The organism is Segatella maculosa DSM 19339 = JCM 15638 (assembly GCF_000382385.1).
Classification (GTDB): Bacteria; Bacteroidota; Bacteroidia; order Bacteroidales; family Bacteroidaceae; genus Prevotella; species Prevotella maculosa.
This window is the reverse complement of sequence record NZ_KB908319.1, coordinates 416,199-429,177: the sequence shown is the minus strand read 5'-3', so window position 1 is coordinate 429,177 and position 12,979 is coordinate 416,199. Positions and strand designations below refer to the sequence as shown.

Annotated in this window: 27 protein-coding genes; all 27 read left to right on the top strand. The window is 46.4% G+C overall.

Translation table 11 applies throughout. The features are described from left to right. Window positions 1–26 precede the first annotated feature (26 nt). The 27 genes from rpsJ to rpsK all read left to right on the top strand — a co-directional run bounded on the left by rpsJ (window position 27) and on the right by rpsK (window position 12,969). Window positions 27–332, top strand: a complete 306-nt coding sequence (rpsJ, locus tag H164_RS0101810; protein ID WP_008565607.1) for a 30S ribosomal protein S10 — start codon at window positions 27–29, stop codon at window positions 330–332. 41 nt (window positions 333–373) lie between these two features. Beyond that, window positions 374–988 (top strand): 50S ribosomal protein L3, encoded by a 615-nt coding sequence (gene rplC / locus H164_RS0101805; protein WP_025829766.1) that lies wholly within the window; start codon window positions 374–376, stop codon window positions 986–988. Next, window positions 988–1,617 (top strand): 50S ribosomal protein L4, encoded by a 630-nt coding sequence (gene rplD / locus H164_RS0101800; RefSeq protein WP_008565605.1) that lies wholly within the window; start codon window positions 988–990, stop codon window positions 1,615–1,617. The genes rplC and rplD overlap by 1 nt, the downstream gene beginning before the upstream one ends. A gap of 17 nt (window positions 1,618–1,634) precedes the next feature. Next, the gene (rplW, locus tag H164_RS0101795) at window positions 1,635–1,928 is read left to right on the top strand and encodes a 50S ribosomal protein L23 (RefSeq protein ID WP_008565604.1); all 294 of its coding nucleotides are present in this window, start codon (window positions 1,635–1,637) and stop codon (window positions 1,926–1,928) included. An 8-nt stretch (window positions 1,929–1,936) separates the two neighbouring features. Continuing rightward, window positions 1,937–2,764 carry a 50S ribosomal protein L2 gene (gene rplB / locus H164_RS0101790; RefSeq protein ID WP_004371786.1) on the top strand — a complete coding sequence of 276 codons (828 nt, stop codon included), beginning with the start codon at window positions 1,937–1,939 and terminating at the stop codon, window positions 2,762–2,764. A gap of 10 nt (window positions 2,765–2,774) precedes the next feature. Continuing rightward, on the top strand, window positions 2,775–3,044 hold the full coding sequence (gene rpsS / locus H164_RS0101785) for a 30S ribosomal protein S19 (RefSeq protein WP_004371785.1): 270 nt from the start codon (window positions 2,775–2,777) through the stop codon (window positions 3,042–3,044). 34 nt (window positions 3,045–3,078) lie between these two features. Further along, entirely contained in the window at window positions 3,079–3,483 is a 405-nt protein-coding gene (gene rplV / locus H164_RS0101780; RefSeq protein WP_008565601.1) for a 50S ribosomal protein L22, read from the top strand. An 8-nt stretch (window positions 3,484–3,491) separates the two neighbouring features. Continuing rightward, a complete protein-coding gene (gene rpsC, locus H164_RS0101775) occupies window positions 3,492–4,223 on the top strand; it encodes a 30S ribosomal protein S3 (RefSeq protein WP_008565600.1) in 732 nt (243 codons plus the stop codon). A gap of 15 nt (window positions 4,224–4,238) precedes the next feature. Further along, entirely contained in the window at window positions 4,239–4,667 is a 429-nt protein-coding gene (gene rplP, locus H164_RS0101770; RefSeq protein WP_008565599.1) for a 50S ribosomal protein L16, read from the top strand. Window positions 4,668–4,670: 3 nt separating this feature from the next. Further along, window positions 4,671–4,865: a 50S ribosomal protein L29 gene (gene rpmC, locus H164_RS0101765; protein ID WP_019967034.1), complete on the top strand. Its 195-nt coding sequence runs from the start codon at window positions 4,671–4,673 to the stop codon at window positions 4,863–4,865. Between the two features lie 2 nt (window positions 4,866–4,867). Continuing rightward, window positions 4,868–5,134, top strand: coding sequence for a 30S ribosomal protein S17 (rpsQ, locus tag H164_RS0101760; protein ID WP_019967033.1), 267 nt, complete (start codon window positions 4,868–4,870; stop codon window positions 5,132–5,134). A gap of 2 nt (window positions 5,135–5,136) precedes the next feature. After that, window positions 5,137–5,502, top strand: coding sequence for a 50S ribosomal protein L14 (gene rplN / locus H164_RS0101755; RefSeq protein WP_019967032.1), 366 nt, complete (start codon window positions 5,137–5,139; stop codon window positions 5,500–5,502). 22 nt (window positions 5,503–5,524) lie between these two features. Continuing rightward, window positions 5,525–5,842 (top strand): 50S ribosomal protein L24, encoded by a 318-nt coding sequence (gene rplX / locus H164_RS0101750; protein WP_008565594.1) that lies wholly within the window; start codon window positions 5,525–5,527, stop codon window positions 5,840–5,842. After that, window positions 5,842–6,387 carry a 50S ribosomal protein L5 gene (gene rplE / locus H164_RS0101745; protein ID WP_019967031.1) on the top strand — a complete coding sequence of 182 codons (546 nt, stop codon included), beginning with the start codon at window positions 5,842–5,844 and terminating at the stop codon, window positions 6,385–6,387. The genes rplX and rplE overlap by 1 nt, the downstream gene beginning before the upstream one ends. Before the next feature lie 15 nt (window positions 6,388–6,402). Beyond that, entirely contained in the window at window positions 6,403–6,705 is a 303-nt protein-coding gene (rpsN, locus tag H164_RS0101740; RefSeq protein WP_008565591.1) for a 30S ribosomal protein S14, read from the top strand. Between the two features lie 311 nt (window positions 6,706–7,016). Further along, window positions 7,017–7,412 carry a 30S ribosomal protein S8 gene (gene rpsH, locus H164_RS0101735; protein ID WP_019967030.1) on the top strand — a complete coding sequence of 132 codons (396 nt, stop codon included), beginning with the start codon at window positions 7,017–7,019 and terminating at the stop codon, window positions 7,410–7,412. Between the two features lie 15 nt (window positions 7,413–7,427). After that, window positions 7,428–8,000, top strand: coding sequence for a 50S ribosomal protein L6 (rplF, locus tag H164_RS0101730; RefSeq protein WP_019967029.1), 573 nt, complete (start codon window positions 7,428–7,430; stop codon window positions 7,998–8,000). 20 nt (window positions 8,001–8,020) lie between these two features. Then, window positions 8,021–8,365 carry a 50S ribosomal protein L18 gene (rplR, locus tag H164_RS0101725; RefSeq protein WP_008565588.1) on the top strand — a complete coding sequence of 115 codons (345 nt, stop codon included), beginning with the start codon at window positions 8,021–8,023 and terminating at the stop codon, window positions 8,363–8,365. Window positions 8,366–8,371: 6 nt separating this feature from the next. Continuing rightward, window positions 8,372–8,884, top strand: a complete 513-nt coding sequence (rpsE, locus tag H164_RS0101720; RefSeq protein WP_019967028.1) for a 30S ribosomal protein S5 — start codon at window positions 8,372–8,374, stop codon at window positions 8,882–8,884. 17 nt (window positions 8,885–8,901) lie between these two features. Further along, window positions 8,902–9,078 (top strand): 50S ribosomal protein L30, encoded by a 177-nt coding sequence (gene rpmD / locus H164_RS0101715; RefSeq protein WP_025829758.1) that lies wholly within the window; start codon window positions 8,902–8,904, stop codon window positions 9,076–9,078. A gap of 27 nt (window positions 9,079–9,105) precedes the next feature. Continuing rightward, the gene (gene rplO / locus H164_RS0101710; protein WP_008565583.1) at window positions 9,106–9,552 is read left to right on the top strand and encodes a 50S ribosomal protein L15; all 447 of its coding nucleotides are present in this window, start codon (window positions 9,106–9,108) and stop codon (window positions 9,550–9,552) included. 3 nt (window positions 9,553–9,555) lie between these two features. Continuing rightward, window positions 9,556–10,893 carry a preprotein translocase subunit SecY gene (gene secY, locus H164_RS0101705; protein ID WP_019967027.1) on the top strand — a complete coding sequence of 446 codons (1,338 nt, stop codon included), beginning with the start codon at window positions 9,556–9,558 and terminating at the stop codon, window positions 10,891–10,893. A 14-nt stretch (window positions 10,894–10,907) separates the two neighbouring features. Further along, window positions 10,908–11,693, top strand: a complete 786-nt coding sequence (gene map, locus H164_RS0101700) for a type I methionyl aminopeptidase (protein WP_019967026.1) — start codon at window positions 10,908–10,910, stop codon at window positions 11,691–11,693. 22 nt (window positions 11,694–11,715) lie between these two features. Next, on the top strand, window positions 11,716–11,934 hold the full coding sequence (gene infA, locus H164_RS0101695) for a translation initiation factor IF-1 (protein ID WP_004341775.1): 219 nt from the start codon (window positions 11,716–11,718) through the stop codon (window positions 11,932–11,934). 20 nt (window positions 11,935–11,954) lie between these two features. Continuing rightward, complete coding sequence (rpmJ, locus tag H164_RS15000; protein ID WP_081475822.1) at window positions 11,955–12,071, top strand: 50S ribosomal protein L36; 117 nt, start codon at window positions 11,955–11,957, stop codon at window positions 12,069–12,071. Window positions 12,072–12,179: 108 nt separating this feature from the next. After that, entirely contained in the window at window positions 12,180–12,560 is a 381-nt protein-coding gene (gene rpsM, locus H164_RS0101690; protein ID WP_008565578.1) for a 30S ribosomal protein S13, read from the top strand. Between the two features lie 19 nt (window positions 12,561–12,579). Beyond that, a complete protein-coding gene (gene rpsK, locus H164_RS0101685; protein ID WP_008565577.1) occupies window positions 12,580–12,969 on the top strand; it encodes a 30S ribosomal protein S11 in 390 nt (129 codons plus the stop codon). Window positions 12,970–12,979: the final 10 nt, after the last annotated feature.

Sequence of the window (12,979 nt, the reverse complement as noted above, 5' to 3'; positions counted from 1 at the left end):
TTTATTCATCTTATAATATCAAAACAATGAGTCAGAAAATCAGAATCAAGCTGAAATCTTACGACCACATGTTGGTTGACAAGTCAGCAGAAAAGATTGTAAAGGCCGTTAAGGCCACGGGTGCTATCGTCAGTGGTCCTATTCCATTGCCGACCCACAAGCGTATCTACACCGTGAACCGTTCTACCTTCGTCAATAAGAAGGCCCGTGAACAGTTCCAACTTTCAAACTTCAAGCGGCTCATCGACATCTACAGCTCTACTGCAAAGACAGTCGATGCCTTGATGAAGCTCGAATTGCCGTCAGGTGTGGAAGTAGAGATTAAAGTCTGATTTCAGAACGTAGATTATTTATCGATTAAATTATTATTGAAATGCCAGGATTAATTGGAAAAAAAATCGGAATGACATCCGTTTTCAGTGCCGACGGTAAGAATGTTCCGTGCACTGTTATCGAAGCTGGTCCTTGTGTTGTAACCCAAGTAAAGACAGAAGAAAAAGATGGTTACAAAGCACTTCAGTTAGGTTTCGAAGAGGCTAAAGAGCGTCGTACCTCAAAGCCGTTGCTGGGAACCTTCAAGAAGGCAGGCACAACACCGAAGAAGCACTTGGCCGAGTTCAAGTTTGACGAGGAGCATAACCTCGGTGACACCATTACGGTTGAGCTTTTTGCCGACACGAAGTTTGTCGACGTGGTCGGAACCTCCAAAGGAAAAGGTTTCCAAGGCGTAGTCAAGCGTCATGGTTTCGGTGGTGTGGGCCAGAGTACTCATGGTCAGGACGACCGCGCTCGCAAACCGGGTTCTATCGGTGCTTGTTCTTACCCGGCTAAGGTCTTTAAGGGTATGCGCATGGCTGGGCAGATGGGCGGTGACCGTGTTACTACTCAGAATCTGCAAGTGTTAAAGGTAATCCCGGAGCACAACCTCCTTCTTGTCAAGGGTTCTGTTGCCGGATGTAATGGTTCAACCGTTTTAATCAAAAAGTAATGGAAGTTAGCGTTTTAAATATCAATGGTCAGGAGACCGGAAGAAAGGTAACCCTGAACGAGGCTATCTTTGGAATTGAGCCTAACGATCACGTTCTTTACTTGGATGTCAAGCAGTATCTGGCCGCACAGCGTCAGGGTACGGCCAAGACGAAGGAAAGAAGCGAACTGAGTGGCTCTACTCGCAAGCTGGGTCGTCAGAAAGGCGGCGGTGGTGCCCGTCGTGGAGACATCAACTCGCCTGTGCTTGTCGGTGGTGCCCGTGTGTTTGGTCCTAAACCACGCAATTACGACTTCAAGTTGAATAAGAAAGTAAAGGTTCTTGCCCGCAAGTCTGCCCTCTCTTATAAGGCTAAGGAGAATGCTGTTATCGTGGTGGAAGACTTCAACTTTGAAGCACCTAAGACTAAAGAGTTTGTAAATTTTGCAAAAAATCTTAAAGTTGACGGCAAGAAAACACTTCTGCTTTTGCCGGAAGTAAATAAAAACGTATATTTGTCCGCTCGTAATATTCAGCGTGCAGAGGTAATGCGCGCAACTGCGCTCAATTCATATAAAGTCTTGAACGCAGATGTTGTGCTTGTTACCGAAAGATCGTTGAAGGCTATTGACGAAATCTTAAATAAGTAAAAAGGAGATATTAGATTATGGCATTTATTATTAAACCATTGGTTACTGAGAAGCAAACCAAGATTACGGAGAAGAACCCGAGCCGCTATGGCTTCATCGTTCGTCCTGAGGCTAATAAGCTCCAAATTAAGAAGGAAGTCGAAAGCCTGTATCATGTTACGGTAGTTGACGTGAACACGCTTCGTTATGCCGGAAAGCGGTTGAGCCGTTATACCAAGGCAGGTCTTATCAAGGGCCAGAAGAATGCGTTCAAGAAGGCAATCGTCACTGTAAAGGAAGGCGATACAATTGATTTTTACAGCAATATTTAAAATAAAAAATGGCAGTACGTAAATTAAACCCGGTTACTCCGGGACAAAGACACAAAGTTATTGGCACGTTCGAGGATATTACTGCATCCGTGCCAGAGAAGTCTCTCGTTTACGGCAAACGTTCTACCGGTGGTCGAAATAACACCGGTAAGATGACCGTTCGCTACATTGGCGGTGGCCATAAGCAGAAATATCGTCTGATAGACTTTAAACGTGAGAAAGATGGTGTTCCGGCTGTAGTGAAGACAATCGAGTATGACCCAAATCGCTCGGCTCGCATTGCGCTTTTATTCTACGCTGATGGTGAAAAACGTTACATTATTGCTCCTAACGGACTGCAGGTTGGTGCAACATTGATGTCGGGTGCAGAGGCTGCTCCTGAAATCGGTAATGCGCTCCCGCTTGCAAACATTCCTGTTGGTACGGTAATTCACAACATTGAATTGCGTCCGGGTCAGGGTGCTTTGCTTGTTCGTTCGGCTGGTAACTTTGCTCAGTTGACTTCTCGTGAGGGCAGTTATTGTGTTATTAAGCTCCCTTCTGGCGAAACCCGTCAGATTTTGAGTGCTTGTAAAGCTACAGTAGGTAGTGTTGGTAACTCCGACCATGCATTGGAACAGTCGGGTAAGGCTGGTCGCTCTCGCTGGTTGGGTCGTCGCCCACACAACCGTGGTGTTGTTATGAACCCTGTTGATCACCCAATGGGTGGTGGTGAAGGTCGTCAGAGTGGTGGTCACCCACGTTCTCGTAAGGGTCTTTACGCTAAGGGTCTCAAGACTCGCGCACCTAAGAAGCTTTCAAACAAGTATATTATCGAAAGAGCTAACAAAAAATAAAGAGTAAATTATGAGTCGTTCATTAAAAAAAGGTCCATATATCAACGTATCGCTCGAGAAGAAGATTCTCGCTATGAACGAGAGTGGTAAGTCGAGTGTAGTGAAGACTTGGGCCAGAGCATCAATGATTTCCCCGGATTTCGTGGGACACACTGTTGCAGTTCATAACGGAAACAAATTTATCCCTGTTTACATTACGGAGAACATGGTTGGTCACAAGCTCGGAGAGTTTGCACCTACACGCCGTTTCGGTGGTCACTCTGGTAATAACAAGAAGTAAGCGGGGTTAATCCATTTAACAAACAAGAATAATAATGGGAGCAAGAAAACATATCGCAGCTGAGAAAATCAAGGAAGCTCGCAAAAATCTGTACTTCGCAAAGCTCAAGGGAGTTCCTTCTTCACCACGCAAGATGCGCTACGTTGTAGACATGATCCGTGGTTTAGAGGTCAACCGTGCCCTCGGAGTACTTCGGTTCTCTAAGAAGCAGGCCGCTACAGACGTTGAGAAACTGCTACGTTCGGCAATTGCCAACTGGGAGACAAAGAATGACCGCAAGGCCGAAGACGGCGAACTGTACATCAGTAAAGTCTTCGTTGATGAAGGTGTTACAATGAAACGTATGAGACCGGCACCACAGGGCCGTGGTTATAGAATCCGTAAGCGTTCAAATCACGTGACGCTGTTTGTTGATGCCAAAACTAACGACGAAAAATAAATAACAGAATGGGACAGAAAGTTAATCCAATAAGCAACCGACTTGGTATTATCCGTGGTTGGGATTCAAATTGGTTTGGTGGCAAGAGCTTCGGAGAAAACCTCGTTGAGGACCGCAAAATCCGCAAGTATCTTAACGAGCGTTTGGCTAAGGCCAGTGTTTCTCGTATCGTCATTGAGCGTACACTGAAACTCGTCACCATCACTATTTGCACTGCCCGTCCGGGTATCGTCATTGGTAAAGGTGGTCAAGATGTCGATAAACTCAAAGAAGAGCTGAAGAAGCTCTATAAGAAAGACATCCAAATCAACATATTCGAGATTAAAAAACCGGAACTTGATGCCACCATCGTGGGCAACAACATCGCTCGGCAAGTGGAAGGTAAGATTTCTTACCGCCGTGCCATCAAGATGGCTATTCAGAATACGATGCGTGCAGGTGCAGAAGGTGTCAAGATCCAAATTACTGGTCGTCTGAACGGTGCCGAAATGGCACGTAAGGAAATGTTCAAAGAGGGACGTACGCCTCTGCATACATTCCGTGCAGACATCGATTACTGTGCAACGGAGGCCCTGACAAAGGTAGGTCTTTTGGGTATCAAGGTGTGGATATGCCGTGGAGAGGTTTACGGTAAGCGTGAACTTACTCCAAACTTTACTCAGGAGAAGCAAAGTGGTGGCCGCTCTAATGGAGGTCGCAACGGCGGCCGTGGTAATCGCAAGAGAAACAATAACCGTTAAAAGTAGAAAGCTATCATGTTACAGCCAAAAAGAGTAAAATATAGAAGACCTCAAGACGGACGTGGCAACAAAGGCAACGCGTCGAGAGGCACGCAATTGGCCTTTGGTTCATTCGGTATCAAGACACTTGAGCCGAAATGGATCAACAGTCGCCAGATAGAAGCGGCTCGTGTGGCCGTCAATCGCTACATGAACCGCCAGGGACAGGTTTGGATTCGCATCTTCCCCGATAAGCCCATCACGCGTAAGCCGGCCGATGTCCGCATGGGTAAAGGAAAAGGTGATCCAGCAGGATGGGTTGCACCTGTTACACCGGGTCGCATTCTTTTCGAAGTGGAAGGCGTTTCATTCGACATTGCAAAAGAGGCGCTCCGCCTTGCTGCACAGAAACTGCCTGTTAAGACAAAGTTTGTTGTTAGACGTGATTTCGATAAAAACGCTTAAACTATGAAGATGAAAGAATTAAAAGAACTCGATGCCAATGCATTGGCAGAGAAGTTGGAGACTGCAAAGGCACAGTTCAACCAGTTGAAGCTGAACCATTCGATTGCACCTCTGGAGAATCCATCACAGATTAAGGCAGCTCGTCGCGACATCGCGCGTATCGAAACGGAACTTCGTCAGAGAGAACTTCAAAAATAATAATGGTCCAGATGGAAACAAGAAATTTAAGAAAAGTAAGACAGGGTGTTGTCATTAGTAACAAAATGGATAAAACCATTGTTATTGCATCAAAGTTCAAGGAAAAGCACCCTATTTATGGTAAGTTTGTCCAGAAGACAAAGAAGTACCATGTCCATGACGAGAAGAATGAGGCTAATGTAGGCGATACAGTGCAGATCATGGAAACTCGTCCTCTGTCCAAGACAAAGCGATGGAGATTAGTACAAATTATTGAAAAAGCGAAGTAATTATGATACAAGCAGAATCAAAACTTACAGTTTGTGACAACAGTGGCGCACGCGAGGCTAAATGTATCCGTGTTCTCGGTGGAACCGGCCGTCGTTATGCCAGTGTGGGTGACATTATCGTTGTGGCTGTACAGAAGGTTATCCCGTCCAGCGATTTGAAAAAGGGAGCAGTATCGAAGGCTTTGATTGTTCGCACAAAGAAGGAAATCCGTCGTGCCGATGGTTCTTATATCCGTTTCGACGACAATGCTTGCGTATTGCTGAACAATGCCGGCGAGCTTCGCGGCAGCCGCATCTTCGGTCCGGTGGCTCGTGAGCTTCGTGCAGCGAATATGAAAGTGGTTTCTTTGGCACCGGAGGTTCTTTAATTAATCATAAAACAAGTAAGTAATGAGTAAGTTACATATTAGAAAAAACGATACGGTGATTGTTCTTGCCGGAAGCGACAAGGGCAAGACCGGTAAAGTGCTCAAGGTGCTGGTCAGCGAGAACCGTGCCATCGTTGAAGGTGTGCACCTCGTATCGAAGAGCACCAAGCCTTCGGCCAAGCATCCTCAGGGAGGTATCGTGAAAATGGAGGCTCCTATTCATATTTCAAATCTAAGTCTGATCGATCCCAAGAGTGGTAAGCCCACTCGCATAGCCATCAAGCATGAAGGCAAGAACGTGATTCGTATCGCTAAAAAGTCAGGGGAGGAAATCAAGTAATGAATACAGCACAGTTAAAGAAAGTTTACAAGGAGACAATTGCTCCTGCACTCCAGAAGCAGTTCGGCTATTCTTCGACAATGCAGACCCCTGTTCTGAAGAAGATCGTTATCAATCAGGGTCTTGGCGACGCCACGCAAGACAAGAAGATCGTTGATGTTGCTATCAACGAGATATCGGCCATCACCGGTCAGAAGGCCGTGGCAACTTTTTCGAAGAAGGATATCGCCAACTTTAAGCTCCGTAAGAAGATGCCAATCGGTGTGATGGTGACGCTTCGTGGTGAACGTATGTATGAGTTCCTTGAAAGACTCGTTCGTGTTTCGCTGCCACGTATCCGCGACTTCAAGGGTATCGCCACCAAGTTCGACGGACGTGGCAACTATACGCTGGGTATCACCGAGCAAATCATCTTCCCGGAGATTAATCTCGATGAAATCGACCGCATTCAGGGCATGAACATTACCTTCGTTACATCGGCCACGACCGACGAAGAAGGCTTGGCACTGCTCAAGGCATTCGGTCTTCCATTCAAGAACGCATAAAAACGATTAAGGAATATGGCAAAAGAATCAATGAAAGCCCGCGAAGTAAAGCGTGCAAAGCTCGTTGCTCGTTACGCTGAAAAGCGCGCGGCTCTGAAAAAGATCATCGCTACCGCTGAGGATTCAGCCGAAGCTTACGAGGCAGCTCGCAAACTTCAGGCTATCCCCAAGAATGCTAACCCTATCCGTCTTCACAATCGGTGCAAGATAACGGGCCGTCCCAAAGGATATATCCGTCAGTTCGGCCTCTCGCGTATCCAGTTCCGTGAGATGGCATCGGCAGGTTTGATTCCGGGAGTGAAGAAGGCAAGCTGGTAAACTCGGAACATCGGAAAGCGACGGGCATTTCCCCATGCTGCAAACAAGGATTTTTTCGCGATGCAATATAGCTGATATTGCGCTGCAATCCCATTGATTTTGCACGGTAAAATGGCTGGAATCACACGCCGAAATGACTGATTTTGCAACGTGAAACGGCTGCGGTTGAAACGCAAGCCGGTTGTCACGCACTGCAAGGCACATAGACGTTGGCTCCGCAAGGAATGGCACTCGCTTTTCACCGGTCGTGTTTCAACCGATTATTTTTAATATTGTCGGGGTTGTCCCGATTAATTAAACATTTTATATTTATGACAGATCCAATAGCAGATTATCTGACAAGACTCAGAAATGCAATCATGGCTCATCACCGTGTGGTTGAGGTTCCTGCGTCTAACTTGAAGAAGGAGATTACAAAGATTCTCTTCGAGAAGGGATACATCCTGAACTATAAGTTCATTGAAGATGGTCCTCAAGGTTCGATCAAGGTCGCACTCAAGTACGACCCTTCGACAAAGAAAAGCGCTATCAAGAGTTTGAAGCGCGTGTCTACCCCCGGTCTCCGCAAGTACACCGGTTACAAAGACATGCCGAGAGTGATTAACGGATTAGGTATCGCTATCTTATCTACATCCAAAGGTGTAATGACAAACAAAGAGGCGGCCGAACTGAAGATAGGCGGCGAGGTTCTTTGCTACATTTATTAATTGGAGGATTTTAATATGTCAAGAATAGGTAAATTGCCAATTAGTGTTCCTGCCGGAGTTACGGTAAACTTCGATGCAAAGACAAATGTAGTGACGGTCAAAGGGCCCAAGGGCGAGCTTGCTCAGGACGTTGACCCGTCTGTCAAGATGGAGGTTGCTGACGGCCAGATCACTTTCACCATCGACGAGAACAGCCCTGTTGACACCAAACAGAAGCAGGCTTTCCACGGTCTCTACCGTTCATTGGTGAACAACATGGTTGTCGGCGTGAGCGAGGGCTACAAGAAGGTGCTCGAACTCGTTGGTGTGGGTTATCGTGTTTCCAATCAGGGAAATCTGATTGAGCTCTCTTTGGGCTACACGCACCCCATTTTCATCGAACTTCCCAAGGAGGTGAAGGTTGAGACGAAGTCTGAAAGAAACCAGAACCCGCTTCTCACGCTCGAGTCTTGCGACAAGCAGTTGCTTGGTCTCATCTGTGCAAAAATTCGTTCTTTCCGTAAACCGGAACCTTATAAAGGAAAGGGTATCCTGTTCCAAGGCGAGGTTATTCGCAGAAAGTCTGGTAAGACCGCTGCAGCCAAGTAATTTTAATTGATTTTACGATTATGACAACAAAGAAAGTAGAAAGACGAATTAAGATAAAGTTCCGCATTCGCAAGAGTGTAAACGGAACAGCTGAGCGTCCACGTCTTAGTGTTTTCCGCTCCAACAAGCAGATTTATGCTCAGGTAATTAACGATTTGACCGGAAAGACGCTTGCTTCAGCCTCTTCACTTGGCCTCGAAAAGCTGGCCAAGACAGAGCAGGCAAAGAAAGTTGGCGCACTCGTAGCCGAAAAGGCAAAGGCCGCCGGCATCGAGACAGTTGTTTTCGACCGCAACGGATATCTCTATCATGGCCGTGTTCAGGCACTTGCCGATGCAGCCAGAGAAGGAGGACTTAAATTCTAAACGATTATGGCAATGAATAAAGTAAAAGTAAATAGTGACATAGAACTGAAAGATCGTTTGGTTGCTATCAACCGCGTAACCAAGGTTACCAAAGGTGGTCGTACATTCACATTTGCTGCCATCGTCGTTGTTGGTGATGGCAAGGGTGTTGTCGGCTGGGGCCTTGGTAAGGCCGGTGAGGTGACGGCTGCTATCTCCAAGGGTGTGGAGTCTGCAAAGAAGAATCTCGTGAAGGTTCCGGTGCTGAAAGGTACGGTTCCCCATGAAGTCGAAATGTCATTCGGTGGTGCGCTTGTTCTTTTGAAGCCAGCCGCAGCCGGTACCGGGCTGAAAGCCGGTGGTGCTATGCGTGCCGTTCTTGAAAGTGCAGGCGTCACTGACGTGATTGCAAAGTCAAAGGGCTCTTCTAACCCCCACAACCTTGTGAAGGCTACCATTGCGGCACTCGCCGAGATGCGTGATGCTTATACCGTAGCTGGCGAGCGTGGCATCAGTATGGACAAAGTGTTTAACGGTTAATGGGAGAGAAAAAGACAATGGCAACAATTAAAATCAAACAGATAAAGAGTAAAATCGGTTATCCGGTTGACCAGAAGCGCACGCTTCTTGCCTTGGGACTTCGTAAGATTTCTCAGGTTGTTGAAGTTGAAGATACTCCCAGTATCCGCGGAATGATCCGCAAGGTTCATCATCTGGTTAGCGTAGTTGAATAACAAATCTTTTAATATCAAAAATCGATTATGAAATTAAATAGTTTAAAACCGGCTGCGGGTTCCACACATTCACGTCGTCGTATCGGTCGTGGACCCGGTTCCGGACTCGGTGGAACTTCTACCCGTGGTCACAAGGGTGCCAAGGCTCGCTCCGGTTATAAGAGAAAGATCGGCTTCGAAGGTGGACAGATGCCCCTTCAGCGCCGTGTTCCGAAGTCTGGTTTCAAGAATGTCAACCACAAGGAATATCTTGCTGTGAATCTTTCAACGTTGCAGGCACTCGCAGAGGCTAAGAATCTGACGAAAATCGGGGTCGCTGAGCTGAAGGAAGCCGGCTTTACCAATGGCAAGGAGCTGATAAAGATCCTTGGCGACGGTAAGTTGAAGGCGAAAATCGATGTTGAAGCAAACGCATTCTCTAAGACTGCCGAAGAAGCTATCAAGGCAGTGGGTGGTAACGCAACTATAATCTAAAAAATGAAAAAGTTTATTGAGACACTAAAGAACTGTTGGAAGGTAGAGGATTTGCGTCAGCGTCTTCTGATAACGATCCTCTTTACGGCAATTTACCGTTTTGGTTCGTTCGTCGTTCTTCCCGGAATCAATCCGGCTAAGTTGGAATCACTTCAGTCGCAGACCGCAGGTGGCCTTATGTCGCTCTTGGACATGTTCTCTGGTGGTGCTTTTTCCAATGCTTCAATCTTTGCACTTGGAATCATGCCCTATATCTCAGCTTCGATCGTTATGCAGCTCCTTGCTGTCGCTGTGCCTTATTTCCAGAAGATGCAGCGTGAGGGTGAAAGCGGAAGAAAGAAGATAAACTGGTATACCCGCCTGCTGACGGTTGCCATCTTGGTGTTCCAAGCACCGGCCTACCTCATGAACCTGAAGACACAGGCCAGCCAAGCTTTGGCAAGTGGCATTTCTTGGACGGTCTTCATCGTGCCTGCAACTATCATTCTTGCGGCAGGAAGTATGTTCATTCTGTGGCTCGGTGAGCGCATCACTGATAAAGGAGTCGGAAATGGAGTTTCTCTGATTATCATGATTGGTATCATCGCACGTCTGCCTCAGGCTTTTGTGCAGGAAGTGACTTCACGTTTTACGGCCATCTCTGGTGGTGGTATCGTGATGTTCATTGCCGAGATTCTCATTCTCTATGCGGTCGTCTGTGCGTCCATTCTTTTGGTGCAGGGCACACGTAAGGTTCCCGTGCAGTATGCCAAGCGTCTGGTTGGTAACAAGCAGTACGGTGGTGCGCGTCAGTACATTCCGTTGAAGCTGTTCGCAGCCAATGTGATGCCAATCATCTTTGCTCAGGCATTGATGTTCGTTCCTTTGGTCATCGTTCAGTATCAGAGTGACAATGCCTCTTGGTTAGGTCGTTCGCTGATGGATAACCGTAGCGTGTTGTATAATGTGATTTATGTGATTTTGATTATCGCATTTACCTACTTCTATACGGCAATCACGCTGAATGCAACGCAGATGGCAGAGGATATGAAACGCAATAACGGTTTTATTCCGGGCATCAGACCCGGTAAGGACACGGCAGATTATATCGATACCGTCATGTCTCGTATTACTTTTCCGGGTTCGTTGTTCATTGCGTTCATTGCTGTCATGCCGGCTTTAGCCGGACTGCTTAACGTGCAGCAGGGCTTCTCACAGTTCTTTGGTGGAACATCGTTGTTGATTCTCGTCGGAGTGGTTATCGACACGCTCCAACAGATAGAGAGTCATCTGATGATGCGCCATTACGACGGACTCTTGAACTCCGGTCACACACGTAACAGTGGTGTATCGGTTTACTAATCGGCGTCCGGCGAATGAAGATATTTCTGAAGACAGAAGATGAAATAGACTTAATGCGCAAGGCCAACCAACTTGTTGGTGCCACCCTTGCAGAGTTAGGTAGAAATATCAAGCCCGGTGTAACGACCCTCCAACTGGATAAAATAGCAGAGGAGTTTATCAGAGACCATGGGGCTGTCCCCACGTTCAAAGATTTTCCTAATCCATTTGGAGGGCCTTTCCCGGCATCAATCTGTACTTCCATCAACGACGTCGTCGTTCATGGAATCCCAAGCGATAAGGTGGTGCTTAAAGATGGCGACATCGTTTCCATTGATTGCGGCACACTTTTGAACGGTTACAATGGTGATTCGGCCTATACCTTTGGTGTGGGCGAGGTTGCTCTTGAAGTAAAGCAGTTACTGGAGGTCACGAAAGCGTCACTGTATATAGGGATTGAACAGGCTGTTGCAGGAAAACATGTGGGTGATATCGGCGCGGCAATACAGGAATATTGCGAAAGTTATGGTTACGGTGTTGTCAGAGAACTGACCGGTCACGGCATTGGTAGGGAGATGCATGAGGCTCCTCAGATACCCAATTACGGTTCACACGGTAACGGAGTGATGTTGAAAGCCGGGATGTGCATTGCTATCGAACCCATGATAACAATGGGTGAGCGGCAGATTTGGATGTTGCCTGATCGTTGGAGTATTGTAACTCGCGATCATAAACCGGCAGCTCATTTCGAACATACCATTGCTATTCGGAAAGGAAAGGCCGAAATTTTATCAACGTTTGAAGAAATAGAAAATCATTAAGTAAGTAAGAATAGGTTTATTTATGGCAAAACAATCCGCTATAGAGCAGGATGGAACAATTGTAGAGAGTCTGTCAAACGCAATGTTCCGCGTAGAACTTGAGAATGGAGTTCAGATCATCGCCCACATTTCGGGAAAAATGCGCATGCATTACATCAAAATTCTTCCCGGTGACAAGGTGAAAGTAGAGATGAGCCCTTATGATTTGACAAAAGGAAGAATCGTTTTCAGATACAAATAATTTCTCATATATACACTGATATGAAAACAAGAACATCATTAAAGAAGCGTACTGCCGACTGTAAGATAGTCCGTCGTAAAGGTCGTTTGTTCGTTATCAACAAGAAAAACCCTAAGTTCAAATTACGTCAGGGTTAATGTTAAAGTGTTGTAAATGTTAGAATAAATAGATTTTTATTTCTAACTTTGCACGTTCTTTGGCGAGAATTGAATTTTATTTAATTAGTTTTTTATTCAAATTAAAAAATGGCAATAAGAATTGTTGGAGTAGATTTGCCCCAAAACAAGCGTGGCGAAATCGCATTGACCTATATCTATGGTATCGGTCGAAGTAGTTCAGCAAAGATATTGGATAAGGCCGGTGTGAACCGTGACCTGAAGGTCAGCGAATGGACTGACGATCAGGCTGCCAAGATCCGTGAAATTATCGGCGCTGAGTTCAAGGTTGAAGGTGATCTCCGTTCAGAGGTCCAAATGAACATCAAGCGACTGATGGATATTGGTTGCTATCGTGGCGTGAGACATCGTAATGGTCTTCCGGTTCGCGGACAGAGCACAAAGAACAATGCTCGCACCCGCAAGGGCAAGAAGAAGACTGTTGCTAACAAGAAGAAGGCTACTAAGTAATTTTTAATGGAAATTAATTATGGCAAAGACAAAAGCAACATCTAAGAAAAGGAACGTAAGAGTAGACGCTATTGGTCAACTTCACGTTCATAGTTCATTCAATAACATCATCATATCTTTGGCTAACAGCGAAGGGCAGGTTATCTCTTGGTCTTCGGCGGGCAAGATGGGCTTCCGTGGTTCGAAGAAGAACACACCGTATGCAGCCCAAATGGCTGGTGAAGATTGTGCAAAGGTGGCTTTCGACCTTGGACTTCGCAAGGTGAAAGCTTATGTAAAGGGTCCGGGTAACGGTCGTGAATCGGCAATCCGTGCCGTGAATGCGGCCGGTATTCAGGTAACAGAGATTATCGATGTTACCCCATTGCCCCACAACGGTTGCCGTCCTCCGAAGCGTCGTAAGGTATAATCAAGAAATC

What these genes read in the sequence shown, in the direction of transcription:
- rplD (WP_008565605.1), top strand. Translation starts at nt 988, where the DNA reads ATGGAAGTTAGCGTTTTAAATATCAATGGTCAGGAGACCGGAAGAAAG.
- rplW (WP_008565604.1), top strand. Translation starts at nt 1,635, where the DNA reads ATGGCATTTATTATTAAACCATTGGTTACTGAGAAGCAAACCAAGATT.
- rplF (WP_019967029.1), top strand. Translation starts at nt 7,428, where the DNA reads ATGTCAAGAATAGGTAAATTGCCAATTAGTGTTCCTGCCGGAGTTACG.
- rplV (WP_008565601.1), top strand. Translation starts at nt 3,079, where the DNA reads ATGGGAGCAAGAAAACATATCGCAGCTGAGAAAATCAAGGAAGCTCGC.
- secY (WP_019967027.1), top strand. Translation starts at nt 9,556, where the DNA reads ATGAAAAAGTTTATTGAGACACTAAAGAACTGTTGGAAGGTAGAGGAT.
- rplB (WP_004371786.1), top strand. Translation starts at nt 1,937, where the DNA reads ATGGCAGTACGTAAATTAAACCCGGTTACTCCGGGACAAAGACACAAA.
- rplR (WP_008565588.1), top strand. Translation starts at nt 8,021, where the DNA reads ATGACAACAAAGAAAGTAGAAAGACGAATTAAGATAAAGTTCCGCATT.
- rplO (WP_008565583.1), top strand. Translation starts at nt 9,106, where the DNA reads ATGAAATTAAATAGTTTAAAACCGGCTGCGGGTTCCACACATTCACGT.
- infA (WP_004341775.1), top strand. Translation starts at nt 11,716, where the DNA reads ATGGCAAAACAATCCGCTATAGAGCAGGATGGAACAATTGTAGAGAGT.
- rpsK (WP_008565577.1), top strand. Translation starts at nt 12,580, where the DNA reads ATGGCAAAGACAAAAGCAACATCTAAGAAAAGGAACGTAAGAGTAGAC.
- rpsM (WP_008565578.1), top strand. Translation starts at nt 12,180, where the DNA reads ATGGCAATAAGAATTGTTGGAGTAGATTTGCCCCAAAACAAGCGTGGC.
- rpsN (WP_008565591.1), top strand. Translation starts at nt 6,403, where the DNA reads ATGGCAAAAGAATCAATGAAAGCCCGCGAAGTAAAGCGTGCAAAGCTC.
- rpsC (WP_008565600.1), top strand. Translation starts at nt 3,492, where the DNA reads ATGGGACAGAAAGTTAATCCAATAAGCAACCGACTTGGTATTATCCGT.
- rplE (WP_019967031.1), top strand. Translation starts at nt 5,842, where the DNA reads ATGAATACAGCACAGTTAAAGAAAGTTTACAAGGAGACAATTGCTCCT.
- rpsQ (WP_019967033.1), top strand. Translation starts at nt 4,868, where the DNA reads ATGGTCCAGATGGAAACAAGAAATTTAAGAAAAGTAAGACAGGGTGTT.
- rpsS (WP_004371785.1), top strand. Translation starts at nt 2,775, where the DNA reads ATGAGTCGTTCATTAAAAAAAGGTCCATATATCAACGTATCGCTCGAG.
- rplX (WP_008565594.1), top strand. Translation starts at nt 5,525, where the DNA reads ATGAGTAAGTTACATATTAGAAAAAACGATACGGTGATTGTTCTTGCC.
- rpmC (WP_019967034.1), top strand. Translation starts at nt 4,671, where the DNA reads ATGAAGATGAAAGAATTAAAAGAACTCGATGCCAATGCATTGGCAGAG.
- rplC (WP_025829766.1), top strand. Translation starts at nt 374, where the DNA reads ATGCCAGGATTAATTGGAAAAAAAATCGGAATGACATCCGTTTTCAGT.
- rpsJ (WP_008565607.1), top strand. Translation starts at nt 27, where the DNA reads ATGAGTCAGAAAATCAGAATCAAGCTGAAATCTTACGACCACATGTTG.
- rplN (WP_019967032.1), top strand. Translation starts at nt 5,137, where the DNA reads ATGATACAAGCAGAATCAAAACTTACAGTTTGTGACAACAGTGGCGCA.
- map (WP_019967026.1), top strand. Translation starts at nt 10,908, where the DNA reads ATGAAGATATTTCTGAAGACAGAAGATGAAATAGACTTAATGCGCAAG.
- rpsE (WP_019967028.1), top strand. Translation starts at nt 8,372, where the DNA reads ATGGCAATGAATAAAGTAAAAGTAAATAGTGACATAGAACTGAAAGAT.
- rpsH (WP_019967030.1), top strand. Translation starts at nt 7,017, where the DNA reads ATGACAGATCCAATAGCAGATTATCTGACAAGACTCAGAAATGCAATC.
- rpmD (WP_025829758.1), top strand. Translation starts at nt 8,902, where the DNA reads ATGGCAACAATTAAAATCAAACAGATAAAGAGTAAAATCGGTTATCCG.
- rpmJ (WP_081475822.1), top strand. Translation starts at nt 11,955, where the DNA reads ATGAAAACAAGAACATCATTAAAGAAGCGTACTGCCGACTGTAAGATA.
- rplP (WP_008565599.1), top strand. Translation starts at nt 4,239, where the DNA reads ATGTTACAGCCAAAAAGAGTAAAATATAGAAGACCTCAAGACGGACGT.